Annotated in this window: 22 protein-coding genes; 13 read left to right on the top strand and 9 right to left on the bottom strand. The window is 74.4% G+C overall.

Features of this window, described 5'->3' with window-relative positions:
• Positions 1 to 107 precede the first annotated feature (107 nt).
• Entirely contained in the window at positions 108 to 3,395 is a 3,288-nt protein-coding gene (locus ACLWS4_RS29125; RefSeq protein ID WP_416875683.1) for an SdrD B-like domain-containing protein, read from the top strand.
• An 81-nt stretch (positions 3,396 to 3,476) separates the two neighbouring features.
• Here ACLWS4_RS29125 and ACLWS4_RS29120 read toward each other — a convergent pair whose 3' ends face one another.
• Entirely contained in the window at positions 3,477 to 3,953 is a 477-nt protein-coding gene (locus tag ACLWS4_RS29120; protein ID WP_416875720.1) for a hypothetical protein, read from the bottom strand.
• 335 nt (positions 3,954 to 4,288) lie between these two features.
• Positions 4,289 to 4,945: a choice-of-anchor P family protein gene (locus tag ACLWS4_RS29115; protein WP_147409052.1), complete on the bottom strand. Its 657-nt coding sequence runs from the start codon at positions 4,943 to 4,945 to the stop codon at positions 4,289 to 4,291.
• Between ACLWS4_RS29115 and ACLWS4_RS29110 the strand changes: the two genes are divergently transcribed.
• The 4 genes from ACLWS4_RS29110 (at position 4,895) to ACLWS4_RS29095 (ending at position 8,938) form a co-directional block, all read left to right on the top strand.
• On the top strand, positions 4,895 to 5,743 hold the full coding sequence (locus ACLWS4_RS29110; RefSeq protein WP_416875682.1) for a UDP-N-acetylglucosamine 2-epimerase: 849 nt from the start codon (positions 4,895 to 4,897) through the stop codon (positions 5,741 to 5,743). The two genes, ACLWS4_RS29115 and ACLWS4_RS29110, sit on opposite strands and share 51 nt — an antisense overlap.
• Positions 5,744 to 5,978: 235 nt before the next feature.
• A complete protein-coding gene (gene lanKC / locus ACLWS4_RS29105; protein ID WP_416875681.1) occupies positions 5,979 to 8,606 on the top strand; it encodes a class III lanthionine synthetase LanKC in 2,628 nt (875 codons plus the stop codon).
• A gap of 78 nt (positions 8,607 to 8,684) precedes the next feature.
• Positions 8,685 to 8,816: a hypothetical protein gene (locus tag ACLWS4_RS29100; protein WP_416875680.1), complete on the top strand. Its 132-nt coding sequence runs from the start codon at positions 8,685 to 8,687 to the stop codon at positions 8,814 to 8,816.
• Positions 8,816 to 8,938, top strand: a complete 123-nt coding sequence (locus tag ACLWS4_RS29095) for a hypothetical protein (RefSeq protein ID WP_255357467.1) — start codon at positions 8,816 to 8,818, stop codon at positions 8,936 to 8,938. The genes ACLWS4_RS29100 and ACLWS4_RS29095 overlap by 1 nt, the downstream gene beginning before the upstream one ends.
• A gap of 102 nt (positions 8,939 to 9,040) precedes the next feature.
• Here the strand turns inward: ACLWS4_RS29095 and ACLWS4_RS29090 are convergent, their stop codons facing one another.
• Positions 9,041 to 10,108 (bottom strand): helix-turn-helix transcriptional regulator, encoded by a 1,068-nt coding sequence (locus ACLWS4_RS29090; protein ID WP_388047173.1) that lies wholly within the window; start codon positions 10,106 to 10,108, stop codon positions 9,041 to 9,043.
• Positions 10,109 to 10,264: 156 nt separating this feature from the next.
• Here ACLWS4_RS29090 and ACLWS4_RS29085 point away from each other — a divergent pair, with 156 nt between their 5' ends.
• Together ACLWS4_RS29085 and ACLWS4_RS29080 are read left to right on the top strand one after the other, a co-directional pair.
• Positions 10,265 to 11,194 (top strand): LuxR C-terminal-related transcriptional regulator, encoded by a 930-nt coding sequence (locus ACLWS4_RS29085; protein WP_416875679.1) that lies wholly within the window; start codon positions 10,265 to 10,267, stop codon positions 11,192 to 11,194.
• A 111-nt stretch (positions 11,195 to 11,305) separates the two neighbouring features.
• Positions 11,306 to 12,019, top strand: coding sequence for an alpha/beta fold hydrolase (locus ACLWS4_RS29080; RefSeq protein ID WP_416875678.1), 714 nt, complete (start codon positions 11,306 to 11,308; stop codon positions 12,017 to 12,019).
• A gap of 88 nt (positions 12,020 to 12,107) precedes the next feature.
• On the opposite strand, the gene ACLWS4_RS29075 is transcribed toward ACLWS4_RS29080, so the two are convergent.
• Both ACLWS4_RS29075 and ACLWS4_RS29070 read right to left on the bottom strand, forming a co-directional pair.
• Positions 12,108 to 12,530: a cupin gene (locus tag ACLWS4_RS29075; protein WP_416875677.1), complete on the bottom strand. Its 423-nt coding sequence runs from the start codon at positions 12,528 to 12,530 to the stop codon at positions 12,108 to 12,110.
• On the bottom strand, positions 12,527 to 14,023 hold the full coding sequence (locus tag ACLWS4_RS29070) for an MFS transporter (RefSeq protein ID WP_416875676.1): 1,497 nt from the start codon (positions 14,021 to 14,023) through the stop codon (positions 12,527 to 12,529). The genes ACLWS4_RS29075 and ACLWS4_RS29070 overlap by 4 nt, the downstream gene beginning before the upstream one ends.
• A gap of 57 nt (positions 14,024 to 14,080) precedes the next feature.
• Here ACLWS4_RS29070 and ACLWS4_RS29065 point away from each other — a divergent pair, with 57 nt between their 5' ends.
• Positions 14,081 to 14,809 carry a TetR/AcrR family transcriptional regulator gene (locus tag ACLWS4_RS29065; RefSeq protein ID WP_082345634.1) on the top strand — a complete coding sequence of 243 codons (729 nt, stop codon included), beginning with the start codon at positions 14,081 to 14,083 and terminating at the stop codon, positions 14,807 to 14,809.
• 38 nt (positions 14,810 to 14,847) lie between these two features.
• Here the strand turns inward: ACLWS4_RS29065 and ACLWS4_RS29060 are convergent, their stop codons facing one another.
• The 4 genes from ACLWS4_RS29060 to cas3 form a co-directional block, all read right to left on the bottom strand.
• On the bottom strand, positions 14,848 to 15,621 hold the full coding sequence (locus tag ACLWS4_RS29060; RefSeq protein WP_416875675.1) for an SDR family NAD(P)-dependent oxidoreductase: 774 nt from the start codon (positions 15,619 to 15,621) through the stop codon (positions 14,848 to 14,850).
• Between the two features lie 181 nt (positions 15,622 to 15,802).
• Entirely contained in the window at positions 15,803 to 16,603 is an 801-nt protein-coding gene (locus ACLWS4_RS29055; RefSeq protein ID WP_049650939.1) for a metal-dependent hydrolase, read from the bottom strand.
• 140 nt (positions 16,604 to 16,743) lie between these two features.
• On the bottom strand, positions 16,744 to 17,565 hold the full coding sequence (locus ACLWS4_RS29050; protein WP_416875674.1) for a lipase family protein: 822 nt from the start codon (positions 17,563 to 17,565) through the stop codon (positions 16,744 to 16,746).
• 264 nt (positions 17,566 to 17,829) lie between these two features.
• Positions 17,830 to 20,868, bottom strand: a complete 3,039-nt coding sequence (gene cas3 / locus ACLWS4_RS29045) for a CRISPR-associated helicase Cas3' (protein ID WP_416875673.1) — start codon at positions 20,866 to 20,868, stop codon at positions 17,830 to 17,832.
• Positions 20,869 to 20,929: 61 nt separating this feature from the next.
• Here cas3 and ACLWS4_RS29040 point away from each other — a divergent pair, with 61 nt between their 5' ends.
• The 5 genes from ACLWS4_RS29040 to cas6e are packed head-to-tail and all read left to right on the top strand — an operon-like array spanning position 20,930 to position 26,083.
• Positions 20,930 to 22,561, top strand: a complete 1,632-nt coding sequence (locus ACLWS4_RS29040; RefSeq protein WP_416875672.1) for a type I-E CRISPR-associated protein Cse1/CasA — start codon at positions 20,930 to 20,932, stop codon at positions 22,559 to 22,561.
• Positions 22,554 to 23,150 carry a type I-E CRISPR-associated protein Cse2/CasB gene (gene casB, locus ACLWS4_RS29035; protein WP_416875671.1) on the top strand — a complete coding sequence of 199 codons (597 nt, stop codon included), beginning with the start codon at positions 22,554 to 22,556 and terminating at the stop codon, positions 23,148 to 23,150. The genes ACLWS4_RS29040 and casB overlap by 8 nt, the downstream gene beginning before the upstream one ends.
• A gap of 4 nt (positions 23,151 to 23,154) precedes the next feature.
• Positions 23,155 to 24,513 (top strand): type I-E CRISPR-associated protein Cas7/Cse4/CasC, encoded by a 1,359-nt coding sequence (locus ACLWS4_RS29030; RefSeq protein WP_416875670.1) that lies wholly within the window; start codon positions 23,155 to 23,157, stop codon positions 24,511 to 24,513.
• Complete coding sequence (gene cas5e, locus ACLWS4_RS29025; RefSeq protein ID WP_416875669.1) at positions 24,510 to 25,352, top strand: type I-E CRISPR-associated protein Cas5/CasD; 843 nt, start codon at positions 24,510 to 24,512, stop codon at positions 25,350 to 25,352. The genes ACLWS4_RS29030 and cas5e overlap by 4 nt, the downstream gene beginning before the upstream one ends.
• Positions 25,349 to 26,083 carry a type I-E CRISPR-associated protein Cas6/Cse3/CasE gene (gene cas6e, locus ACLWS4_RS29020; RefSeq protein WP_416875668.1) on the top strand — a complete coding sequence of 245 codons (735 nt, stop codon included), beginning with the start codon at positions 25,349 to 25,351 and terminating at the stop codon, positions 26,081 to 26,083. Before cas5e ends, cas6e begins: the two co-directional genes overlap by 4 nt.
• Positions 26,084 to 26,343: the final 260 nt, after the last annotated feature.

The raw sequence follows: 26,343 nt of genomic DNA, 5'->3' as shown, positions 1-26,343 counted from the left end.
CCGGGCCGCGCTGCCGCCGGGCGGGTGACCGCCGAGCAGGTGAACCGCCGCGACCGGCCCTCGTGTCGCCGACCGGTGCGCCGGGGCGATCGGCTGGACTGCCCGCTATGCGACTTCCATTCCGGACCGGGCGGATCGCCTCGGTCCTGGCGCTGGTGGCCGGCTCGCTGCTGAGCAGCAGCGTGCTGGCCCCACCGGCCCAGGCCGCGATCTCCTTCACCAAGAGCGTCGACAAGGCGACCGTCTCCCCGGGGGAGAACGTCACCTACACGCTGCGCTACACCTGCTCCATCACCGAGTGCACGGGCGGGAACATCCTCGACACCCTGCCGTCGAACATGCAGTTCCTCGGCTGGACGCCGGACCCGTCCTCCGTCGACGTGGCCGCCTCCACGGTGCCCGCCGCGGGCGCGACGGGCGGCACGATGGACATCAGGCTGAAGGACCTCAGTCCGGGCACCACCGCCACCATCACGGTGACGATGAAGTACCCGAACTTCACCACCCCGAACGGCGCCGCCTCGACCAACTCGGCCACCATGTCGGCCACCGGCGAGACCTCGCAGACCGCCACCGCGAACACCACGGCCCAGGTGCAGCCGCAGTACACGGTGACCAAGGGCATCCAGACCTCCAGCAGCGACAACCGCACCGTCACCTACCAGTTCACCCCCTGCGCCACCGACAACGTGCCCAACGTCGACCTGGACAGCAGCCGGCTGCTGGACACCCTGCCGCCCGGCGCGGTGGTGGACACCGGCCGCTCGCCGGGCTGGACGCAGGTGCCGCCCGGCCCGAACACCTGGGGCTACGACATCGGCCCGTTCGTCTCCGGCAACGGGCGCGGCGGCTGCCGCAACCCGGGCGTCCTGGTGGTCAACTACCCGGCGGCCTCCTTCCCGGACGGGACCACCTCCGAGAACACCGTCGACCTGCTCGGCGCGCCGCTCACCGAGGCCGAACGGCAGCTGGACACCTCGTCCGTCACCACCAACACGTTCCAGCCCCCGGTGACCGGCGTGGTGGTGACCGCCAGCAAGGTCTGGCGCGACACCACCACCAACGGCGACCTCAACTCCTTCAGCCTGTCCGCCACCAACACCGCGGGCCCGGCCACCAGCCTCACCATCACCGACCCCGGGGCCGGCAGCACCGACGGCGTCTACAACTGGATCTTCCCGCAGTCCCTCCAGCTGGAGCCGTGGAACCCCACCAGCATCCAACTGACCCTGCAGTACCGCCTCAACGGCGACCCCACCTGGCACACCTTCACCCCGGGCACGCCGTTCAACGGCTCCACCGCACGGCGGCTCACCTTCGCCCAGGGCGCGGGCGACCCGGCCAACGACGTGCTCGGCATCCCCGCCGGGCAGTGGCTGGACGGCCTCAAGCTCACCTGGAACGGCCCGATCCCCACCGGCTGGAGCCCCGGCAACGCAGTGCAGCTGGTCACCCAGGTCGCCACCCCCGGCCACGACGGGCGCCCCGCCCCCGAGCCGCTGACCAACTGCGTGGACACCAGCGCCACCGACGGCACCACCACCGCCAACACCAACGCCTGCGCCCGGACCACCATCACCCAGGCCACCAACCTCGGCGCCGCCAAGACCACCGTGGCCGGCGAGCTGTCCGCCCCCGGCGGCAAGGCCACCTTCCAGGTCATCCCGTACAACCGCAGCGCCCACGACCTGGACCGCCCGCTCGTCCTGTACGACCTGCTGCCCGCCGGCGTCGTCTACATCGACGGCTCGGCCCGGCCCGACCCCGACTACCCCGACGCCAAGGCCCCCTCGTCGATCACCGTGACCCCGGGCCCGGACGGGCGCCAGCTCGTCAAGATGGAATGGCCGGCCGGCGCCCCCGACTCGACGTACCTGCACGACGCCATGGCCTACCGGATGCTCTTCGACGTCCAGGTCGCCGACAGCATCCGCTCCGGCACGCTGACCAACGACGTCTACGTCACCGTCGACCAGCCCACCGCCCCGGTCGCCTGCATGTACTCCGGCTCCGACAGCGGCAGCACCCCCGACGTGCTCGACCTCAACGGCAACGGCGACACCACCGAGCTGATGTGCCACGCCTCCTCGCAGATCCAGGTCGACGTGCCGGCGGTGCTGCGCTCGTACAAGGAGGTCAAGGGGGACCTCGACGCCGACTACATGACCATCGGCACCGCCACCCCCGGCGGCCAGACGTCCTGGCGGATGACCGTCCGCAACGACTCCCCGGACCCGGTCACCGACTTCCTCGCCTACGACAAGCTCCCCACCCCCGGCGACAACTACGTGCTCACCCAGGACGCCCCGCGCGGCAGCGCCTGGACCCCGTCGCTCAGCCAGCCGATCACCAGCAACGACCCGACCGTGGTGATCGAGTACGCCACCGACCCCAACCCCTGCGTGAACCCGCTGCTGGTCGACCGCACCGGCTGCAACAGCGCCGCGGTCTGGAGCACCACCTTCCCCGGGCCGGGAACGGCCACCTGGTTCCGCCTCAGCCGCCCCGGCGCCCTGGCCTCCGGCGAGTCCTTCACCCTGACCTGGCCGATGGTCGCCTCCTACGACGCGCCGGAGGGCGAGTACGCCTGGAACAGCTTCGCGTACACCGCCACCGACGCCTCCGGCCGCCAGCTGCTGCCGGCCGAGCCCGCCAAGGTCGGCGTCGCGGTCAAGCGCGTCGCCCCCTCCAACAACGCGCTGGGCGACTTCGTCTGGCACGACCGGGACGGCTCCGGGATCCAGAAGCCCGGTGACGAGGGCATCCCCGGGGTCACCGTGCACCTGCTGGACGGCAACGGGCAGCCCGTACGGGACAAGGACGGCAAGCCGGTCACCACGGTGACGGACGCCACCGGGCACTACCTGTTCGACAACCTGCCGGACGGCAGCTACGCGGTGCAGTTCGACCTGACCACCCTGCCCAAGGGCGCCACCGTCACCAAGCAGCACGCCGGCACCGACCCGAGCAAGGACTCGGACGGCGACCCGACCACCGGCATCACCCAGACCGTCACCCTCAGCGGCGGGCAGCGCGACCTCGACCTCGACCTGGGCGTGATCCTCCAGACCAGCTCGCCGTCGCCCTCGCCCTCGCCCTCGCCGAGCCCGTCGCCGTCCCCCTCCCCGTCGCCGAGCCCGAGCCCGAGCCCGTCGCCGTCCCCGTCCAACTCCCCGTCCCCGTCCCCGTCGCCGTCACCGACGTCCTCGCCGAGCACGACGGCCACCGCGACCCCCACCCACCCCCACACCCCGAGCGCGTCGGAGAGCGGCGAGCTGCCGCACACCGGCGGCTCCTCCTCCGACACCCTGGTCGCGGCGCTCGGAGCCATCGCCCTCCTCGGCGGCGGCGTCCTCTGCTTCGTCGCCTACCGCCGACCGGGCCGCCACAGCTGACGCCCGCTCGGACCCCCGCCTGACACCAGTGGCGCCGCCCCACCCGGGGCGGCGCCACTGGCGCGTTCGGGGCCGGGGCTCCTAGTCCAGCTGGGACAGCACGTCGGTGATCAGCCTGGTGGCGAAGTCCTCGCCGTTGCCCGAGATCCGGTTGATGTACTCCGCGAGCAGGACCACCATGGCCTCCAGCGGGTTCATCTCCTCCTTCGTCCACGGTCCGTACTGGGCGCGCCAGAGGTTGGGGCTCAGGCCCGTACCGGCGGCGATGAGCAGGCCGGCCATGATGGGGATGACCTCGGGGCTGAAGGTCCTCGGCATCATCCGCATGGTGGCCACCAGGCTGGGGACCGCGTGCTCGATCACGTCCTCCTCCTGCTTCTCGAAGGCCGTGCGCAGCCAGTTCATGTACATGTAGACGAGCGTGCAGGCGCCTCCCACCAGCGCCTCGGCCTCGCCGGGGCCGAAGGACGCGGTGAGCTGGTCGACCAGCCGCTGGTGCTCGGGGTCCGTCCCGGACTTGCCGTCGTAGATGGACTTGAGCCGGGAGTCGATCACCATGAGCGCCGCGCTCACATCGCCGACGGGAGCGTACTTGGGGTCGCAGGACGACACGGGACTCCTCCTAGAGCGGCCACGGCCGGTACGGCCGGTCGGTTCGTAGGGTAGGCGAGCGGTCGGACCGGGTCCGACGGCTCCGGCCGCGGGCACCCCGCGGTGCCGGGTACGGAAGGGCCGGGGCGGACCGGCCGGGGCGGTCCGGTGGTGGTGGGACGGGCCTCCCCGTCACCCGGCGGCGGCGCCTCACACGTCAGGGCGAGGTACCGGAAGCCGGGTTGACCGCGGCGGGCGGCGGGCGGCCGGCCCCTGCTCCGGGCCGGCCGCCCTGCCTCCCGTCAGACGGCCGACGCGGCGGACCGGGCGTTGCGGCGGCGGACGTAGACGGTGGCCAGGACGCCGGCGAGCACCGCCCCGCCGCTCATCCCCGCGACGGACGGGTTGATCATCGGCACGGCGGCGGCGGGCTCGGCGCCCCCGCACCGGGCGTGACCGATGACCAGGTTGGCGCCGTTCAGCGACGGCAGCAGGGTGAGGTGGACGGCGTTGACGGTGAGGACGCCGTTGGCGTCGGTGGTCTGCTCGTTGAGGACGATCGAACCGACCAGCGGGATGCTGACCCTGGTGTTGGCGGGGGCGTTGGCCTGGAGGTTGGTCGGGATGCCGGCCACGCTGATCGACCCGCCCGCGATCAGGCCGCTGCCGGTGGCCCCGGCGGGGGTGGCGGCGCAGGTCGAGTCGACGCCGGTCAGGGAGACCGAGGCGACACCGAGGTCGAGCCCGAGCTTGTCGACCGTCGCGGAGGCCGAGGCGGTGCCGTCGACCGGGTTCCCGGCGGTGTTCGCGGTGAGCACGGAGGTGGTGGCGACCGGCCCGACGGTGAGGCCGACCAGGGTCCGGGTGCCGCCGGACGGGTACGTCGACTCGGGCGACGGCGCGCCGGAGTGGCCCGCCTCCTCGGCCCGCGGGCCCGCATCGTCTGGAGCGGCCAGCACTGGGACCCGGCCCTCACCACCACGTTCTTCGCCCAGTACGGCCTCCCCCGCCCGCACCACCTGCTGAAGGGCGTCGGCGGCGAACCGCGCGGACGCCAAATAGGCCGGATGGTCAGCGCGTTGAGCGACCACCTCGCGGCCCGCCCGCCGGCCGCCGTCCTCGTCCAGGGCGACACCAACACCGCCGCCGCCGTCACCCCCGGCGGCTACGTGCTCGCCACCATCCACCGCCCCAAGAACACCGACGACGCCGCGCGGCTCGCCCAGATCCTCGACCAGCTCGCCGCCCTGGACCTGCCGGTCCTGCTGCCGCTGCACCCCCGGACCAGGGCCGCCGTCGAGGCCTTCGGCCTGCGCGGCCCGGTCGCACGGCTGCGCCGGATCGAACCGCTGGACCACGCCGGGTTCCTCGCCCTGGCCCGGCACTGCCGGCTGCTGGTGTCGGACTCCGGCGGGGTCCAGGAGGAGTGCACGGTGCTCAAGCGCCCGCTCGTGGTGGTGCGCAACTCCACCGAGCGTCCCGAGGCCGTCCGGGCCGGCTTCGCCCGACTCGCCCGCCCGGGCCACGAACTCGCCCGCGCCCTGCGGGAGTTGCTCGCCGACGAGGCCGTCGGCGAACGACTGGCGCAGCTCCCCTCGCCCTACGGCGACGGGCGGGCGAGCGCCGAGATCGTCGCCGCCGTCCGCAGCCGCTACCTCGCCCCCGAGCCGCGCACCGAACAGCACACCGAACAGCGCCCGGAGCCCGACCGCACACCGGTCGCGGCCGCCGCCACCGGCGTCGGCGGACACCGCTGAGCGAGGGCGGACAGCCGCCGCCTCCAGGACCCGCCCGCAAACTGCCAGGCACGAAGGTGGCGGGTCGGACCCGTCGACCCCGCCCACCCCGGCTGGCAGGGTCGGAAGCAGCCCGCAACCAGCGGGATCGACTGCACCCGGGGGGCTCCCATGACGACGACATCCGACGGCCGGCCGGCCACCGGAGCGGGCGCGTCCGGGTGCCGGCCGCGGACCGCGGGCTGAGGCGGGCACCATGGACGACCGCTACGAGCGCCACTGCTTCGCCGACCCGCTGTTCTACGACGACCCCGCCCGCGCCGAGCACGCCGACGACCGGTTCGCCGCCGCCACCGCCCCGCTGCCGCCGGGCTGGGAGCGCCACGAGCACGGCCCCTGGATCAGCCTGCGGCCGCCGCACGCCCGACTCCCCGAGCAGGGCTGGAAGGTGCACGTCTCGGCCACCCCGGACGAGGCGGAGCAGGTCGTCGACCAGGTCCTGGCGTACTGCCTGGAGCACGGGCTGACCTGGAAGTTCCTGCGCGGCCGGGCCACCGTGCTCGCCCTGAACAGCAAGTACGCCGACCGCCGCGCCAGCGGCAAGCTGATCACGCTCTACCCGGAGGACGACACCCGGCTGGCCCGGGTGCTGGACGACCTGTCCACCCTGCTGAAGGGCGTCCCCGGCCCCTACGTCCTGAGCGACCTGCGCTACCGGGAGGGCCCGCTCTACCTGCGCTACGGCTCCTTCGTCGAACGCCACTGCACCGACGAGCGGGGCCGGCGCGTCCCGGCGATGCGCGGCCCGGACGGCGCACTGGTGCCCGACACCCGGGGCACCGTCTTCACCGTGCCGGACTGGGCACCGGTGCCGGACCTCGTCTCCGCCCAGCTCGCCGCCGACGCCGCGCGTGAGGCCGAGGCCCCGGCCGACTTCCCGTTCGAGGTCGTCAAGGCGCTGCACTTCTCCAACGGCGGCGGGATCTACCAGGCCACCGACCGGCGCGACGGCCGACAGGTGGTGCTGCGCGAGGCCCGCCCGCACGCCGGGCTCGACTACGCCGGCCGGGACGCGGTGCAGCGGCTGCTGAGCGAGCGCCGGGTGCTGGAGGCGCTGGCCGGGGTAGACTTCGTGCCCGCCCTGTACGAGTACCGGCAGGTCTGGGAGCACCACTACCTGGTCGAGGAGTACATCGAGGGCGAGCGGCTGGAGGACGTCTTCACCCGGACCTGCCCGCTCACCCACCCCGACCCGGACGAGGCCGAGCTGGCCGCGTACACCGACTGGGCGCTCGACGTGCTCGACCAGGTCGGCGGCATGCTGGCGGCGCTGCACGAGCGCGGGCTGGTCTTCGGCGACCTGCACCCCAACAACGTGATGGTCCGGCCGGACGGGCGCTGCGCGCTGGTCGACTTCGAGATCGCCTTCCCCGCCGACGACCCCGCCGCTCCCCCGCTGGGCGCGCCCGGCTTCGTCTCGCCGAAGGCCCGGCGCGGAACCGCCGTGGACGCGTACGCGCTGGCCGCGCTGCGGCTCTACCTCTTCCTCCCGCTGAACATCCAGCTCGGGCTGGACTCGGGCAAGGCCGAGCTGGCCGGCCGGGAGATCTCCCGCCGCTACCCCGTGCCCGCCGGGTTCGGGGCCGGGGTGGCCGAGGCGCTGCACCGGGCGGCCGGCGGGAAGCTGCCGGCGGGCGCCACCGAACGCGCTCCGGGTGCCGCCGACGGCGCCGCGGGGCCGGCTCGTCCGGCCTGGCCCCAGGAGCCCTCGGCGGACACCGCGGCCTGGCGCCCGGTGCTGGACTCGCTGGCCGCGGGCATCCTGGCGATGGCCACCCCGGACCGGACGGACCGCCTCTTCCCCGGCGACGTCGAACAGTTCGGCCCGGGCCACGGCGGCCTGGGACTGTCCTACGGCGCGGCCGGCGTCCTGTACGCGCTCCGGGCCTGCGGCCGCCCCGCCCCGCCCGAGCACACCGACTGGCTGGTGGCCCGCGCGGACGCCGCGGCCGACCTGCCGCCCGGCCTGTACGACGGGCTGACCGGCATCGCCTGGACGCTGGCCCGGCTCGGGGCGACCCGGGAGGCCGACACGCTGGTCGAGCGGCTGCTCGCCACCGAGGCCCCGGCCGATCCGGGTCTCGGCTCCGGACGGGCCGGCATCGCGCTCGGCCTGCTCGACCTGGCCGACGTGCTCGGCCGCGAGCGGCTCGCCGACCGGGCCCTGGCTCTCGGCCACGGGCTGGCCCGGGACGAACCCGCACCCCGGCTGCGCGGCCTGCTGGACGGCTGGAGCGGGCAGGCCGCACTGTTCCTGCGGCTGTACGGGCACACCGGCGAGCGGCGCTGGCTGACGGCGGCCGAGACGGCGCTCGGCCGCGAACTGGACGAGGCGGACGTCACCGACGGGATGCTCTTCCTGGTCGAGGACCGCCACCGCCGCAAGCTCCCGTACCTGGCCGCGGGCGGCGTCGGCACCGCCCGGCTGATCTCCGAGCTGGCGCGGCACAGCGGGGCGGACCGACCCGACGGCGCGGGCCGGCTGCCCGGCCGGTTCGCCCAGGCGACCGCCGCCGCCGACCGCGCCTGCCTCCCCGACCTGATCGCGGCGGCCGGCCTGTTCGAGGGCCGGGCCGGCCTGGTACTGCACCTGCTGCGCGGCGGACGCGGGGCCGAGGCCGACCGCCACCTGCGGCTGCTGGAGTGGCACGTGATGAACCATCGCGGCCACCTCGCCTTCCCGGGGCGGCGCTCAATGCGCCTGTCGGCGGACCTGGCCACCGGCGCCGCCGGAGTCCTGGTCGCGCTGCACGAGGCCGTCCTCGGCCCGGTGCCGCTGCCCGGCATCACCGACTTCCCCGGCCCTGAGGCTTCGCGGCCCTGAGGCTTCGAGGCCCCTGGGACCCGGGGGACCACCACGGCCACCATCCGGTGGCCGGCACCACCACGGAAAGGAACGACCATGACCCAGATCCTGGCCCTCCAGGGGCTCCAGAGCGAGACCGGCACCGGTGCCGTCGAGCCCAACAGCCACTGGAGCAGCTTCGCCCACTTCCGCGCCGAGGCGCCCGTCGCCGAGGAGGCCGGTCTCTGATGTCGACGATCCTCTCCCTCCAGGCGCTCGAGGCCGCCCAGGACGACGCGGCCGTCCCGTTCAGCCACTGGAGCACCGACCTGCACCTGCCGTTCGGCGCCCCGGTCGAGGCTGCGGAGTAATCCTCCGACCGACGACACGGAGGCCCGCCGGGACCACCCGGCGGGCCTCCGTCCGTCGTACCCGGGCCCTCGTCGGCCGTGCCCGCCGGGTTGGGGCCGGCCTCAGCAGGGCCCGGTGGCGTCCGCCGGGACGGTGAGCCCGGCCCGCTCGGCCAACGCCCCGGCCTGGAACCGGCTCTGCGCACCCAGACGCGCCAGCAGCTCGGCGATGTGGCGCCGGCAGGTGCGGGTCGACATGCCCAGCCGCCGGGCGATCGTGTCGTCCTTCTCCCCGGCGGCGAGCAGCACCGCGATCACGTCCTCGACCTCGCGGGACACCGTACGGGCGGCCCTCGGCGCGGTGTCGTACGGGACCGCCTGGCTCCACTCGTGCTCGAAGAGCCCGACGAAGTACGCCACCAGGGACGGCTCCCGGACCAGCAGCGCCGCTCCGGTGGCGAGCCGGGCCGGCACGAAGGCCGTGGTCCGGTCCACCACGACCAGCCGGGCCGGTACCTCGGCGCGGGTCCGGACCTCCGCCCCCGCGGCGATGACCAGCTCCGCGTAGGAACGGGTGGGCGGGTCGAACCGGGCCGGGTGCTGGTACAGGCTCCGCAGCCGGACGCCCCGCCCCAGCGCGGCCAGGTCCCGGGGCAGCGCCTCCGTCAGGTCCGCCTGCGGGTGCCCGCCGCCCGGCTGGACGGTCAGCACCTCCTCCTTGGCGGCGCCCACCACGGAGCCGAGCGCCGAACCGGCCGCGTGGGCGTCCTCCAGCAGGCGGACCGAGCCGTCCACGCCGCCGCCCTGCGCCCGGTACACCGGCTCCAGCGAGGCCACCTCGGCGCGCAGCCCGGCCAGCGCGGCCTGACGGCGGCCCAGCTCGGCCTCCGCGATGCGCAGCCGCGCCTCCTCCCGTCCGGTCAGCCGCGCGGCGGCCGCCTCCGGGCCGACTGCCGCGAAGCAGCCCGGCCCGGCTCCCGGCCGCCGCACCAGCAGGCACAGCGCCGCCAGCCGGTCGACGGCCGCCCGGCAGCGCGCCTCGCCGAGCCCGAGGTCGGCGGAGATCCGCGCCAGGTCGGCGGGCTCGACCCGCCGGTGCCGCACCGCCCACTCGTAGACCAGCCGCGTCTCGCGATCGAGCAGGGCCTCCCGCCCCGACGACCGGACCGCGTCCGTTTTCACCGGATTCATCCACCCCTCCTCAGTCGGCCAACAACTTCCTGGCCCCCTCGCCCCCTGGCGGCCGCCGCGAACGTTGACGACGATCGAACAACCGCTTCCGGGGCCGACCGACCGCCGGACGCGACCGTCGACCGTCGGCCGCCACCAGCTGTCAAGAGGGCTGTCATGAGAGAACGTGGAACCGTCCACATCGCGTTCACCCCACACGCACCAGGAGCCCCACTGGGCTCCGTCCCGGCCCCCACCACCCCCGCCGCCGGGCCGGGCGACGGCACCGTCGCCTTCTACGCCTGGGCCGTCCGCCGGGACCGGCCCGCACCGGTCCGGCCCGTGCCCGGGCAGTCGTGGCGGGCCGAGCCGTCGTGGACGGCCGCGCAGGCGGTCCACGGGCGGCCGGAGACCGGCGCACCCGCCGTACGGCCGGAGGAGGTGCCGCCGGGCCACGGCGCCGTACACGCGATCGTCGGCGACCGGCTGCTGCGGGCCCGCCGGGAGGTCGTCCTCTGCTGCCCCGGCGGCGACCCGACGGCGGCGGCGCTGGCCGACCTGGTCGTGGCCGAACTGCCGCGCACCGACCCCGCGCTGCGGGTCCGGATCGTCCACCAGCACCCCGCGCGCTTCCACCTGCCCACCCAGCGCCAGGCCCGGGCCGCGGAACGGGCCGGCGCCGAGGTGCGGACCACCGGGGAGAGCTGCGGCCCGCTGCTGGTCGTCGACCGGGAGAGCGCCTTCCTGCCGGAGCGGGGACGGACCGACGGGCTCGTCCTGGTGGACCAGCCGTCGGTGGTGGCCCACCTGGCCGACTCCTTCGAGACGCTCTGGCACCAGGGCGAGGCCTTCCGCAGCGGCCCGGCCGCCGCCCGCGCCGTCTCGGACGAGCTCCGGACGACGATCCTGCGGCTGCTCGCCGACGGCCTGAAGGACGAGGTCATCGCCCGCCGGCTCGGGCTCTCGCTGCGCAACTGCCGACGGCACATCGCCGGTCTCTACAGCTCCCTGGGCGCGGACAGCCGCTTCCAGGCGGGTGTGCTGGCGGAGCGTCACGGCCTCACCGGGACTCCGGCGGCCGCCGCCGTCGCCACCGGAGGCCGCTGACGGCCGGCCCGGGTGCAACGGCGACACGCCCGGCGTCACACCGCCGTCACGTTCACCACGGATACTCGGACGGGCCCACCGCCCGCGCCCCGTACGACGGAGGACCCGCCTGTGACCGCCGCCCCCGACCGCCCCACCTTCCTGCTGGTCCACGGCGCCTGGCACGGCGCCTGGTGCTGGGACCCCCTGCGCGCCGCCCTCGCCGCCGACGGCTGGCGCTCCCACGCCGTGGACCTGCCGAGCTCCGCCGCCCACCCCGAGGGCACCCGGTCGGCGGGCCTGCTGGAGGACGCCGCCGTGATCCGCGACCACCTGCGGCGGATCGACGGCCCGGTGGTGACGGTCGCCCACTCCTACGGCGGCGCCCCCGCCACCGAGGCCGTCGCGGGCGCCGCCAACGTGGTGCGGGCGGTGTACGTCTCCGCCTTCCAACTGGACGTGGGCGAGAGCACGTTCTCCTTCCTGGGGATTCCCTCACCGGAGGACGACACGGGCCACACCCCGCCGGACGTCGCCCACGCCCGCCAGGAGTACTACGCCGACGTGCCCGCCGACGTCGCCGACCGCGCGGTGGCCCGACTGAGCCCGCAGAGCGTCCGGTCCTTCACCGAGCCGGTGACCACGGCGGGCTGGCGCACAGTGCCCTCCAGCTACGTCGTCTGCGACCAGGACCAGGCCCTCGACCTGTCCCAGCAGCACCGGCTCGCCGCCCGCGCCGACACCGTCCACCGGCTGCCCAGCAGCCACTCCCCGTTCCTGTCCATGCCCGGGGAGCTCGCCGCCCTGCTGGCCCGGATCGCCGGCTCCGCCACACCCTCGGCCTGACGTCAATCCCCTTGTCGACAAGGGGTGTTGGCGGACACGCCAGGGTGGTCCGGCGCGTGCCGGACCACCCCGCCACGGCCCTCGCCGGTCAGCCGGCCTCGGTGCGCGGCTCCAGCCGGGTACCCGTCCGGAGGGTGATCGACATCAGGTCGCTGGGGGCGTCGAGTTCCAACCGGTGCCAGCGGCCCCGGGGCACGATCGCGGCGGTGCCCGCCGTCAGCCGTACCACCGACTCGGCCTCGCCGGCCTCGCCGGGCTCACCTGGCTCGACCGGGCGGAGGAAGAGCCGGACGCCGCCGGCCAGGCAGCAGACCGCCTCCTCGGCCTCGGGGTGCATCTCCCAGTGGTCGGCGTGGACCTCGGTGTCGCTCTCCACGTGGAAGGTCGCGATCTGCCAGGCCCCGGCGTCGCCGCCGGTCATCCGCCGCCCGGTGGCCCGGACGTCGCCGTCGGGGTGGATGTGCAGGGCCGAGGCGAACAGGTCCACGGCCTCGATCGGCGTGGTCGTCATGAGCGGGTTCCTTCCAGTCGGTTCTCCGCGCGGTTCCGCGCGGAGCTTTCTGCCGGGCCCTCCGCTACGGGGGTGAGCGGGTCGGGGAGGCCCGGCGCCTCCGGCCGCCGCCGGGGCAGCACGGCGACCGCCACCACCGCGGCGAGGACGAAGAGCCCGGCGGTGACGGCCAGTCCGGTGGCGTAGCCGTCGTTGAGGGCGACGGGGTCGGTGGCGCCGCCGGTGCGGTGCGCGGCGACGGTGGCCAGGGCCGCCAGGCCGACGCAGCCGCCGAGCTGGCGCGAGCTGTTGAGCAGGCCGGAGGCCATTCCGGCCTCGCGGGCGGCCACACCGGTGGTCCCGGCGGCGGCGACCGGGGCCAGGACCAGTCCGGTGCCGATGCTGGTGACCAGCGACGGGCCGAGGACGTCGGTGAGGAAGCCGCCGTCCGGGCTGATCAGCGCGAACCAGGCCAGGCCTACGGCGGCCAGCACGGCCCCGGGCACCAGGGCGGCCCGCGGAGTGCGGCGCGCGACGACGCGCGTGGCGAACACGGTGCCCGCGACCAGTCCGGCCGAGAAGGGCAGGAAGGCGAGGCCGGTGGCGGCGGCGCCCAGGCCCAGGACCTGCTGGAGGTAGAGCGAGACGAAGTAGAAGGCGGTGAACTGCCCGGCGGCGGCCAGGAACACCAGCACGTTGGCACCGGCCACCCAGCGGCTGCGCAGCAGGCCGAGGCGGAGCAGCGGCGCGGCGGTCCTGGCCTCGGTGACAGCGAAGGCGGCCAGCAGGGCGCCGGCGGCGGCGAGCGTCCCCAGGGTGGCCGGGGAGCCCCACCCCCGGACGTCGGTGCGGACCACGCCGAACACCAGCAGCCCGATGCCGGCGGTCGCGAGGACGGCGCCGAGCACGTCCGGCCGCTCCCGCCTCACCGGCCGTACGGACCGCGCGGGCCGCGCCTCGGCGGGCAGCAGGGCGAGCGCCGTCGCCACGACGGGCAGGTTGACCAGCATGACCCAGCGCCAGCTCGCGTACTCGGTCAGCAGCCCGCCCGCCAGCACCCCCAGGGCTCCGCCGGCGGCGTTCGTCGCGCTCCACACGCCGAGCGCGCGCACCCGCCCGGGCCCTTCGGTGAACGTGGTGGTGAGCATCGCGAGCGCGGCCGGGGCGGCCGCCGCGGCGCCCACACCCTGCCCGGCGCGGGCGGCGACCAGCTGCCAGGGCTCCTGGGCCAGCCCGCCGCCGAGCGAGCAGAGGCCGAAGACGGCCAGGCCGAGCAGGAGCAGCCGGCGCCGTCCGTACAGGTCGCTCGCGCGGCCGCCGAGCAGCAGGAGCCCGCCGAAGGTGAGCGCGTAGACGTGCACGACCCAGGAGAGGTCGAGCGGGGCGAATCCCAGGTCGGTCCGGATCGCGGGCAGGGCGACGTTGACCACCGACATGTCCAGGGCGAAGACGAACTGGGCGACGGCCACCGCCGCCAGCACCCGGCCGGGGCGCCCTCGTGAGTTTTTGTACATGTATAGAAAGTAACCCCGGGCGATCCCCACTGTCGAGTCCCGGGTGATGATGGGGGCATGCAGCAGCCCTCCACCCCGCCGTCCGCCACCCCCCAGTCGGCCGGAGCGCGGCCCGCCGCGGCGCAGCCCGCCGCGCGGCGCAAGGCCACCGGTCGGCCTCCCCGGATCTCCCGGGAGGAGGTCGTCACGGCGGCCCGCCGGATCGTGGACGAGGAGGGCGTCGAGCGGCTGACCATGCGCCGCCTGGCCGCCGAGGTCGGCAGCACACCGATGGCGCTCTACCACCACGTCCGCGACAAGGAGGAGCTGCTCGTCCTGCTGCTGGACGACTACGCCGCGCGGACACTGCGACCGACGGCGCTCCCGGCCGAGCCGCGCGCACGGGTCGTCGCCGCGGCGGCCGCCATCCACGAGGCACTCGCCGCCTGCCCGTGGATCGTGGAGGTGCTGACCGGGGACAGCCTGATGTCCGCCCACTCGCTCTGGTTCGTTGAGCAGATCGTCGACGGCCTGGTGGCCTGCGGCCTGTCGCCGGAACGGGCCGTCCAGGGCTACCGCGCCATCTGGTACTACACGGCCGGCGAGATCATGGTCCGCACGTCGACGGCCCGCCGCCGGCCCGCCGACGACCGCCCGACCCACCGTCAGCAGGTCTTCGCCGACCTCGACCCGGAGCAACTCCCCCGCCTGGCCGGGCTCGCGGACCGCTGGGCGCCGCTCACCGCCCAGGACACCTACCGGGACGGCCTCGACGCCCTGGTGGACGGCCTGCTCGCGGCCCGCTGAGCGGCCGCTACCCGGTCACCCCCTGACCGGCGCCCCGGCTACTTCCCGACCAGGACCCGGCCCAGGATGCCGCTGACCACGCGGGGCGCCAGCCGCCGGGCGGTCCAGATCGCGTGGGTGCCACGCCCGGGGAAGGCCCACAGTCGCCCCCGCGCGAGGGCGCGGTCCATCGAGTCCAGCACCTCCTCCGGGCTCAACCCCCGGCGCTGACCGATCAGTTCGGGGGTATCCGTCCGAAGGCGCGCCAGCATCGGCGTCTCCACCGCGGGCGGGCAGACGCACACGACCTGGATCCGGTCCTTCCGGTGCTCGGCCGCGACGGTCTCGGCGAGGAAGTGGACCGCCGCCTTGGCCGCACCGTACGCCCCGCCCATCGGCGCCGGGACCCAGCCGGCGATGGACCCGAAGAGCACGACCTGACCCCCGCCCCGCGCCGCCATCACCGGCACCACCGCCCGGACCGTACGGAGCGTGCCGCCGTACACGACGTCCGTCAGGCGCAGGGTGTCCGCCGGGTCCCGATCGAGCAGCCGACCCATCACGCCGACGGCCGCGCAGTGCACCAGGCGGCGGGGCGGGCCAAGTTCGCGGCCGACGTCACGGACCACGGCGGAGACCGCCGCGTAGTCCGTGACGTCGCAGACGCACGGGCGCACCCCCGGGGCCTGCTCCACCAACGCGTCCAGACCGGCCGCGTCGACGTCGACCGCCGCGACCGCCCAGCCCGCCCGGGCCAGCCGCAGCGCCGCCGCCCGGCCGATCCCGCTCGCGGCACCGGTGACGATCGCCACCTCACCCGGTACGGACGTCATCTGTCACGCTCCCACGGCTGCGAGAAGTACCGGACACGCCCCCGGCGCCGGAGGCCCAGCCTCCCGCACCGGCCATGCCTACCCAGCCGAGGGCACCCCGACTCTCACCCGGCCGGACGACCTCCGACCTCAGCCGTTGACACCAGCCGTTGACCTCGGCAGTCGACCCCGGCCATCGACCTCAGCCGTTGCCGAAGAAGCCGAGCGCCCCCGCCCCGCACACCCCGCCGACCCCCATGAACACCGGGGTCAGCACCTTGATCTCCACCCAGCTGCCGGCCCGGAACCGCATGCCCTTCGGCGGCCCGATCGGGTACCAGCGCCGGCGCCCGATCGGGATCGGCCACAGCACCGGGCAGCCCGAGACGGTCAGCGCGTCGCCCAGGCAGTGCACCAGCGCGCCGAGCGCGATCGGCAGGCCGATCCAGAGGTACTGCTGCCCGGGCTCCTCGAACAGCCACTGCGAGCCGTTGCCGGGCTTGTCGAGGACCTCCGCGAGCATCCACGCGCTGGTCGCCCCCAGCAGCCACACCAGGACGTCGCTGGAGACCCGGGCGTGCCGCCACAGCAGTCCCTCGATCGCCAGCACCATGTGCACGAACAGCACCACCAGCACGCCCCAGCGGCCGCCGTACACGGCCACCGCCGCCGCGCCCGCCCCGCACAGCACCGCCCAGAGCCAGGTGTGCGTCAGCGTCCGGTGGCCGCCCGAGCGCCGCGGGTCGCCCTTGCCGCGGGTGGCCTTGTACACCGCGTACGAGAGGTTGTCGATCACCTCGCAGAGCGCCCGGGACACCGGCCCGAACGCCCTGGATATCGTCGCCGCCTTGTGGTCCAGGTCCGGCGCCAGGGCCGCGCCCGCACAGATCAGCGCCCCCGCGAGCAGGACCGGCCAGGGCATCGGCTCCCCCATCCCGGCCGCCGCCGCGCCCACCCCCAGCCAAGCGGCCGCACCCGACAGCGAATGCGCCGGTCCCATCATGTCCGTACACCACCGATCCTCATCAGTTCCGTCCTCACCGCGAGGACCTGAGTTCACGGCAGCCTATCCGTCCAAGATCACCGGGCCCGCGCCCGTCCCGTGCGCCCCCGCCCCGGCGCAAGCCCCCCAGCCCGCGCCGGTCAGGCCAGGGCCTTCTCCAGCGCGGCGAGGTAACTGCGCATCAGGTGGTCGCGGATGCCCTCGCCGTCCGGGGAGAACGCCGCGGCGCCCAGGCCCTTGGCCCGGTCGGTCAGCGCGGAGACCAGCGGGACCTTCTCCTGGACGCGGCCCGCGGAGTCGATGTGGCGCAGCGCCTCGACGTGGGTGAAGGCGGGCTCCGGGGGCAGCTCGGGGACGATGTCGTTGCCGTGCACGAAGCGGTAGGTGCGCCCGCGCAGGCCCTTGTCGTACGCGGCGGCGAGCAGCCGGTCGCAGGTCCGGGGCTGGCCGTAGGTGTAGACGCCGTCGGCCGCCAGGCTCGGCTCCTCCAGGTCGAGCCGGGCGGCGGCGAGCATGGCGAGGGCGCCGCCGAGGCTGTGGCCGGTGAACCACACGGTCTGGTCGCCGGTCCGCAGGTCGGAGACGGCCTTGGCGACGTCCGGGTAGACGGATTCGAGGGCCTCGGCGAAGCCGTAGTGGACGTAGCCCGTCCGGGCGGGGCCCGGCCAGGGCGGGGTGGTGGAGTCGGAGAGCCAGTCGCGGATCTGCGCGGGCTCGGTGCCGCGGAACGCGGTGACGATCATGTTGTCGCCGGCCATGGTGTAGGCCTGGGTGTCCTGCAGCGGGAACGGCGGGGTGAAGCGCGTCTGGTGGTGGCGCACGGTGTCGAAGCCCCAGGCGCGGGCCTGCTCCTCGATCGCGGCCTCGTCCTGGTAGGCGAGTTCGGCGGCCTTGGCCAGCCAGTACGCGTGCGGGAGGCTGTAGCCGGTGGCGTGCTGGTCGAAGTCGGTGGGGACGGCCATGGGGGCGACTCCTGTCGGGTCGACGGAAGGGACGGCGGGCCTGCCCCAGGGCCCGGCCGGCACCCTCCACCGGGCGCACACCGTAACGCCCTGGCGACCAAGGGTGACGCTACCGCCCGCGCGGTTCGTGGGCGACCGGGCACACCGCCAACCCCGCCGCGCGCCGCCCCTCCCCCGCCGGCGCGGGGAACATGGATTCAGAGAGCTCGGAACATCAGGCCCATCCCCGCTGACACCGGGAGCAAGGATGGGCAGAGTACCGCCTCACCGCCGGAACGCCAGGTGCAAACCCCGGGCCGAGTCGTAGCGGAGCCACTGGAGTGCGCCCCCCTCCGGGCCGGTGCCGTCCGGCTTCAGGACGATGACGCGCCGGTGCCGGAGGACCCCGATACCCGGGTTCTCCCAGTACTCGACGGGCGGCAGGTGGGCAAACCAACTGGCCTGCACAGAGACCGTGTTGAGAAGCAGGTTCTGCTGTTGCGCCCGCCGGGCGGCACGGTCCGCTCCCCGGAGGCCATACTGCTTGAGGTCCGCCCTGATCCGGCCCTGCGGGTCGTAGCTGTAGTGCCCGCTGGGGTGCTCGCCCTCCGAGGGGTGGTGGAACAGCAGGATCGCCTCGACGGACCGCTCGGCGAGGCGTGACCGCGCCGCCAGGCCCGGAGTGCCGTCGGCGCCACGGCCGTTCGCACCCCCGCTCTCCAGGAGGTGGATGTCACCGGGAGTGCCGTCGCCGGGGTGGTAGGGCTCCAGGGCGTAGGCCTTGGCCGCGTTCGCGTGCCTCGCGAGATCGGCGCTCCAGCTCTCCCAGGTCGTGGCCAGCAGAGCCCCCATCGGGGTCTCGGGGAAGCGGCCCGGCGCGTAGACGGATTCGATCAGGCCCACGGTGTCACGGGGGGTGGACAGGCAGGCGATGCGCGCGGCCGGGCCGGCCCGCCGGGCGTCCTCACAGTCCGGACAGGCCGCCGAAACGGTGCGCTCCGCGAGCTGGTGGTAGGTCGCGGCGAGCGCGTAGGGCGCGTACACGAGGGCGTCGCGGTTGCCCACGGTGCGGCCGGTCGGCGGCTGGACGAGCGGCAGGTGCGCCCGGTCCGGCTGCCACAGGACGGTCATCCGGGGGGTCCGAAAGCCGGGCGGGCGGGTACCGGCACCGTCGTTGACGGCGTGCCGGTGGAGGCGTCCGCGCCGCTGGATGAGCAGGTCGACGGGGGCTAGGTCGGTGTAGAGGCGGTCGCTGTCGAGGTCCAGCGACTGTTCGATCACCTGGGTGGAGACGACGAGCAGCCGATGCGGGCGCCGGGGGTTGGGCGCCCGCCGGTCCTCCCCCGGGCCGATCAGCGCACGGATCCCGGCCTCCCGGGGCAGCCGGTCACGGGGCGCGAGCCTGCCGTGCAGGAGCAGGATCTCGTCACGGCGCCAGCCGTGGCTCCCGGCCTGATCGAGGAGGTGGATGTAGAGGTCGTGGGCGGCGCCGACCCGGTTGCGGATGACGGTGGTGACGCCCCCGGCGGAGGCCTCCCGGAGGAGGCGGTCGGCGAGCGCCGCCGAGCCCGGATCGGGCAACAGGTCGAGCCGGGTGTGGAGTTCGGCCGACGGTTCGTCGGGGGCCGCGCGGGTGATGCGGCCGTGCCGGTCGACGACGGTGACCGGGCCCTTCGCAGCGGCGGGCCGGGTGGCAGTGCCCCGTACTGCGGCGTCTCCTACGGCGGTGCGATGGCCGCGGCACCACGCGGCGACCAGCGCCTCGCGGGTGGCGGCCGGGAGGGTCGCCGAGAGGACCACGACGGACGCTCCCGCATCGGCGAGCCAGGCGACGGCAGCACCCAACAACCGTTCCTGGAACAGCTGGTAGGCGTGGGCCTCGTCGATGACGACGGTCTTGTTGGCGAGGCCGAAGAGGCGCAGGAACCAGTGCGCAGAACGCTGCGAGGCGAGGGCGACCTGATCGACAGTGCCGACGCCGAAGGTGGAGAGCAGGCCGAGGCAGCGGCGAAGGTACCAGGGGTCGAGGACCACGCTGGTGGTCGCGTCCCGGTCGTGGCGGCCGCAGATGGTGGATTCGACGAAGGGAATGAGGTCGGTGAGGTCGTCCGGCCGGGCGTCCTCGCCCGCGTCGAGGAGCCGGTGCGCGGTGTCCGTCGCCTCGGCCGCCCCGTGGACGATGGCGAGGTTGGCGTCGCCGGGCCGACCGAAGGCCCGGCCGAGGAACCCGATGTGCTCCACAGCGGCCTGATCGGTGGCGGCCCGGGTGGGCATCGCCGTGTAGAAGCCGTGGTAGCCGTTGGTGCGGGCGAGGTGGTGGGCGTACCAGAGGGCCAGGGAGGTCTTGCCCGCCCCGGTGCCGGCCTCGACGATGACCAGGGCCGGCCCTGCCTCCGGCGCGGCGTTCATGGCAGCCGCCTGGAACGGGCGGGGCTCCGGGGTGTCGGGGAAGAGCTCCGCCCAAGTCCCGGGCTTCGGTTCCCAGCCGCGGAGCCGGAGGTCGTGCACGGCGATGTGCGCCTGCTTCTTCGCGTCGTGCCACCACTGCTGGACGCTCCCGCCGTCGCGGTACTCGAAGCGGTTGGCGTCGGAGGCGATCCAGTCGGCGGTCACGACCAGTCCTGCGAAGAGGGGGCGGGACGCCGGGCGCGAGAAGGTGGTCTGCTCCGGCAGCCGGTCCAGGTCGACGTCCAGGAACGACGCCACGGCCCCGATGAGAAACCGCTGGACGGCGTCCCAGTCCTCCGGCGGGGCCGCCGTCGACGCCCGCCCGAGGAGGTCGGGGCCGGGGATGTGGCCGTGGTGCCCACCGAGGAGGAGGGCCACCCGGTGGAGGCCGAGGTGCGGGGTGCCCGTGCCGCCGCAGTCCACGCAGCCGCAGCCGAGAAGCCGGGGCAGGCAGTGCGCGGTGACGAGCTCGTGCCGCAGCCTGCGGGCCGCGCGGAGGTCGGCGGGGAGCGGCACCCCGTTCGCACGGGCCTGCGCGAGCCACTCCCTGGCAGCTCTGCGCAGGTGGCCCCGGTCCGTGTCGAGGAACCGCGCCTGGAAGCCGGCCGAGGCCTTCCCCAGGTCGTGCAGGCCAGCGTAGAACATCGCGTTCCGCCGGGCGACGGCGACGTCCCCGGCGCCCAGAGTCTCGGCGAGGCGGTCGCGGACTGGCACCGCGAGGTAGTGGTCCCACAACTCCCCGGCGCACGCGGCGGTGTCGAGCAGGTGGGCCAGGAGCGGGTTCCAGGACGGGCCGCCGCGCCTCTCACTGATCTTGAACTGGTCGGTCTTGCCCCAGACCGTGACACCCGCACGGGTGATTCCCAGAGGTTTCATCGTTCGGTCGCTCCCGAGCTCAGTAGGGTCCACTCCCGTGACGCACCGTCAAACATCAAGGATGTCCCGAGGTCTGCCGCACTCACAGGATGCACAGCCGAGTTGGGACCCTCGGACGGAAGCATGCCAGCCGGTACTGACACGTCCTGGCCCGGGCCGGCCTGCGGAGGGAGGGGACCCGACTGTACGTCCCGCCGAGGTCCGGCGGGTCGGCCTGACCGAACTCCTCCGGAGCGCCGACGAGTTCACCGCGCTGGTCAGCTCGACCCCCGGCGAGGAGGTCGCCGTCCTCGAGTACCTGATGGCGATCATGTACGCGGCCAAGTGCGTACCGCCCACGCCCACCGATTGGCACCACTGGGTGGATACCGCGCACTCGTTGGAGAAGGCGGCGGACTGGCTGGGGGACGAACCAGCCGACCACTGGGACTTGTTCCACCCCCAACGCCCCCTGGGTCAGAACGCGTTGCTCGCCCCGTTCATGGCCGCGAACGGCGTCGGTCCGGCGCAGCTCGTCATCGAACGCACCGGCGACTACAACCAGTTCTTCGACAAGGTGCACCTGCACGACCCCGAGCCACTACCCTCCGACGCCGCGTTCCGCGCCATGCTGACCCAGCACGCGTACGGCCTCGGCGGCCGCGCCATGGCCAAGGCCGACTGGCTCGGCCCGCAGCTGACCTACCAGGCGGTGGGACGGCTCGGTGCCCGGATCCGTGTGCTGGCCCGGGGGCGGACGCTGGGCGACACGCTGCGGCTGAACATCATGCCGTGCAAGCCCGCCGACATCGGGACCTTCAACTACTCCTGGACCGACGGCCGCACCGGGCGCCGCACCTTCCACGGCCGGAAGGTGTCGCGGCTGCCCGACGGGCCGGCCGACCTCCACTCCTTCCTGGGCCGGTCGATCCTGCTGCGGCCCGTCCTGGTCGACGGCGAGGTCATGGTCGACCGGGTCCTGCGCGCCGCCGGCGAGATCCTGGACCCGCTGGCGCCCGTCCACCTCCAGGACGCCGTCCTGGCCCCGCGCCGGAAGGACGGTGAGCCGGAGCCCCTGCGGCCGAGCGAGGACCGCGCGCTGTGGCGGGAGTCCCACGCGGTGTACGCGGCCACGCACCGGGCCGATCCGAACCTGGCCAAGGGCACCGATCTGTACGACCGCCTCGCGGGCCTGCACGACCGACGGGTGGACCTGACCGCCGTCGGCCTGATCTCCCGGCAGGCGACCGCCACGGCCTGGGTCTCGGACACCTTCCCCTACGTACCCGGCCGGGAGGAGCAGCTCAGCTGGGCCGCCGACGAGGGGTCGAAGATCTGCGAGTACGCCGCCAAGGCCCTGTACGCCGCGGCGACGGTGGCCCGCGACGAGGCCTACCCGAACCCGAAACCGGCCGACAAGACCTCCCTGTTCAAGCGCTTCCACGCCGAACCGGACCTGTGGGCGGGCGCGGCCGACCACTTCTCCTACCTGATCGCGGAGGTGAGCGCCGGCACCGATGCCGGCGACGGCCCCCTGGCGGAGTTCGGCCGGGAGATCCACGCACTGACCCGGCAGGTCCTCCGGGCCCGCCTCACCTCGCTGCCACCCGGCGGACGGGGGATGAACGCCCGGGCCAAGGCCGAACAGAAGGTGAAGAGGATGCTGGCGGGCCCGTCCTGTCCGCCGTACCTGAAGGAGCCCCCGCGTGATTGACGAACAGCTGTCGGTGGACCTGAGCGAGGTCTTCAGGCCGGTCGCCGCTTCCGACGCCGCGCCCCATGACGAACCCGCCGCCGAACGAACCCCCGGTCGGCGCCTCACCAGCTGGCTGTGCAGCCTGGTGTGGACCCACGACTACGGCCGCCTCGCCGATCTGCGCCGCCCCGAGGCCCTCTCCGAGCCGAGGCTGCGGGCGGCCTCCTTCAGTCCCGAGGAGGACGACCGGCCGGTCTTCGAACGGGTCGCCTTCCTCTTCGCCCGCTACCACGCCGGCCGGAGCGTGCCGCAGGCCGGCTACGGATCGACGGGCGCCGCTCTGCGCCGCATCGGCTCCCCCGCCGCCCGGGGCAGGGACGACCCGGGCGCCAGGCGCCTCCTCGACCGCCTGGTGGCCTCCCGCGAACTGCCCGTACGCCACCTGCAGCACGCCGTCGAGCGCGCCCGCGCCTGCGAGACCGCACCGCCGTCCTGGGCCCGGCTCGCCGCCGACCTGTCCGCGTGGAAGGCCCCCGGCCGGGCCACCCCGTACGGCTGGGCCCGTGACTTCTACACCCCCGAGTACCCCGCGAAGAAGAACGGCTGACACCATGACGATCCTCCGCACCAGCGCCGTCGCCGAGCGGCTGGACAGCCACCAGTTCCTCTCCCTACACGCCCTCGAGAGCCTGGTAGCCGTCCTGCCCGTCCGCGACGAGAACGGCATGGCGAAGACCATCCCGTTCGGCGGCGAGACCAGGAACCTGATCACCTCCCAGTCCCGCCGCCGCGCCGAGCGCACCCTCGGCCGAGAGAAGGCCAACGCGGGCGAAGGCGCCCTGGCCGGCTACACCATGGGCGTCCGCACCCGCGAGTGGGCGCTGCTCACCGCGGAGGCGCTGCGCGATCTGGGCTGGGAGGAGCGGGACGCGCTGCCCGTCGCCAAGGCCGTACTGGAGGGCGTGGGCCTCAAGTTCGGCGACAAGGAGCGCACCCGCAACCTGACCAAGGTGCTGCTCTTCGCCCCCGAGGACGCCGGGGCCAAGCTCGCCGAGTATCTCCACGCCCACCGGGACGAGGTCGTCTCCTGGGCCGCCGGGTTCGAGGAGGCCCGCAGGATCGCCGAGACCACCAAGGCCAGGAGCCGGCGACGCGCGACGAGGACCGACGAGGACCTCCTGCCCGCCGAGGTCGAGGAGGCCGCCGAGACCGGCGTCCCCGCCCTTCCCCGGGCCGTCCGCGCAGCCGTCCTGGCCGCCCTCGCCCCCCGGGACGCCATCGACATCGCCCTCTACGGCCGCTTCCTCGCCGAGATCGCCGACTCCCCGAACGTGGACGGCGCCGTGATGACCGGCCCCGCCTTCACCGTCCACGCCGCCGCCCAAATCGACGATTTCTACAGCGCCGCCGACGACTCCAAGATCCGCCGCAAGGCCAACGCCCTGGACTACCTCGACGCCGCCGACGGCGCCGGTGCCGGCATGACCGGCTACCAATCCCTCATCTCCGGCACCTTCTACCGGCACGCCGCCCTCGACCGCGTCCAGCTGCGCGTCAACCTGATGGCCGGCGGCATGAGCGCCGAGGACGCGGACCGGGCCGCCACCGCCGCCGAGCGCCAGTTCGTGGAGGCGTTCATCGACGCCATGCCCGCCGCCAAGAAGAACACCACCGCCTCCACCGGCTCCCTGCCCAAGCTGGTCCTCGCCTTCGACGGCAAGCGCCCCTTCAACTACTCCGCCGTCTTCGAGGAGCCCATCGACGAGCAGGCCGACGGCGCCGCCAGCCGCGCTGCCGCCGAGCGACTCCTCAAGCACCACCGGCTGGTCACCCGCAAGCGCTCCGACATCACCGGCGGCCACGTCCTCACCTATGACCTCGGCATCCAGGACCTCCTCGACGAACTCTCCGCCGGCGGCGCCCTGGCCGCCGCCGAAGCCGACTCCACCGAGGAGCTGACCGCCGCGTGACCCGGCCGTACGTCCTCCTGGCCCGGCTCGCCGGCCCGCTCCAGGCCTGGGGCCTGGTCTCCCGCTTCGACCGGCGCGACACCCACCTCAGGCCTACCAAGTCCGGCTTCCTCGGCCTCCTCGCGGCCGCCGCTGGCCACTCCCGCGACGAACCGCTGGAACCGCTCGACGAACTCCGCTTCGCCGTCCGCGCCGACCGCCCCGGCACCCCCGTCCGCGACTACCACACCGTCGGCGGCGGTCGGTACCCGCTACGCCCGCGCGACCTGATCACCGACCACCGCCGCGCCCAGCAGGCCGCCACAGCCCTCGACGCGGCCACCGGGCCGGTGTTCGGCACCCCGCCCGCCCGGGCCGTCATCGACTGGTACGGGGCACCCAAGGGGATCGCCCCCGACCCGGACGGCGGCCCGCTGCTGTCCCGCAAGGTCGGCCGCGCCCCAATGATCACCAGCCGCAGCTACCTCGCCGACGCCAAGTTCGTCGCCGCCGTCGAACACCCGGACAAGGGCCTGCTGGAGGATCTGGCCGCTGCCCTCGAACAACCCCGACGCCTGCTCTGGCTCGGCCGCAAGAACTGCCCGCCCGCCGGCGAGATCTCCGGCGGCGTCCACCCCGGGACCCTCGAAAACGTCCTCGCCGCCACCAGACTCCTCACGCAGGACTGCACGCCCCGCCCCTGGGCGTGGATCGAGGTCCCCGCTGGCACCACCGGAGCCTCCTCCGTCACCGACCACCCGATCAGCTTCCACACCGTGCACCGCTCCTACGCACCCCGCTGGGAACAGCGCGTACGCATCGAACCCGGCGCGTCCATCGGATGGGACCACCTGCTATGACCACTGCCTCCACCGACAGCGTCCGCTTCGTGGCCTGCCATAGCATCCTGCACCTGGACGCCACTCACGCCCTGGCGCAGAAGGCGATCCTCGACCCGCACGTCATGCACCGGCTGGTCATGTCCGGTTTCTATGGCTGGACCGAGCCCGGCGAAGCGGACCCGCGCGCCCAGATGGGCATCCTCAACACCTGGACGCTCGACCTCCGGAACAACAGCCTGGTGGTCATCGTCCAGTCGCGCGTCCAGCCCGACTGGTCCTCGATCCCCCGGACCGCGCTGGCCGACCGGATCGCTCTCCTCCAGGTCGACACCACCGTCCGCACTGGCGACACCTACGGCTTCCGTATTGTCGTCAACCCGACCCGTGATCGCCAGACCCGCACCGGCGATGGCGTCCTCATCCGCAAACGCCTCTCCGACACCACCCCCCGCCACGTCAAGGACTGGTTCGCCGCCCGCCTCCAACCCACCGGCGCCGACCGCACCGGCCCGGCCGGCGTCCGCCGAATCGGCGCCTACGGCGACCCTGACACCATGGCGATCCGTATGCTCCCCAAACTCGGCCTGACTGCCAAACACCGGGACGCCAAGATCGGCCGCGCCGAGATCAAGGGCACCCTCACCATCACCGACCCACCCGCCTTCACCGACGCCCTCACCACCGGCATCGGCCGTGCCCGCTCCTACAGCGCGGGCCTCCTCCTCATCCGTCCAACGGCGGGCGAGTAGGCATCGAGCACGTAGGCTGTTACTCAACCCTGTGTCCTGGCCGCCTGCCCGGCACCCGCCTCAGGCAACCGGCCGTGACCAGGACGGGCCACCGCCTCGTCCCGCTGAACGAGTGAGGCGGCGACCCCACACGGCAGAGGGGCGGGGGGGGGGGGGGGGGGGGGGGGGGGGGGGGGGGGCGGGGCCCCCCCCCCCCCCCCCCCCCCCCCCCCCCCCCCCCCCCCCCCCCCCCCCCCCCCCCCCCCCCCCCCCCCCCCCCC

The organism is Kitasatospora sp. SC0581, assembly GCF_048159585.1.
In the GTDB taxonomy this organism is placed as follows: Bacteria; Actinomycetota; Actinomycetes; order Streptomycetales; family Streptomycetaceae; genus Kitasatospora.
This window is presented reverse-complemented; position numbering and strand designations above follow the sequence as displayed.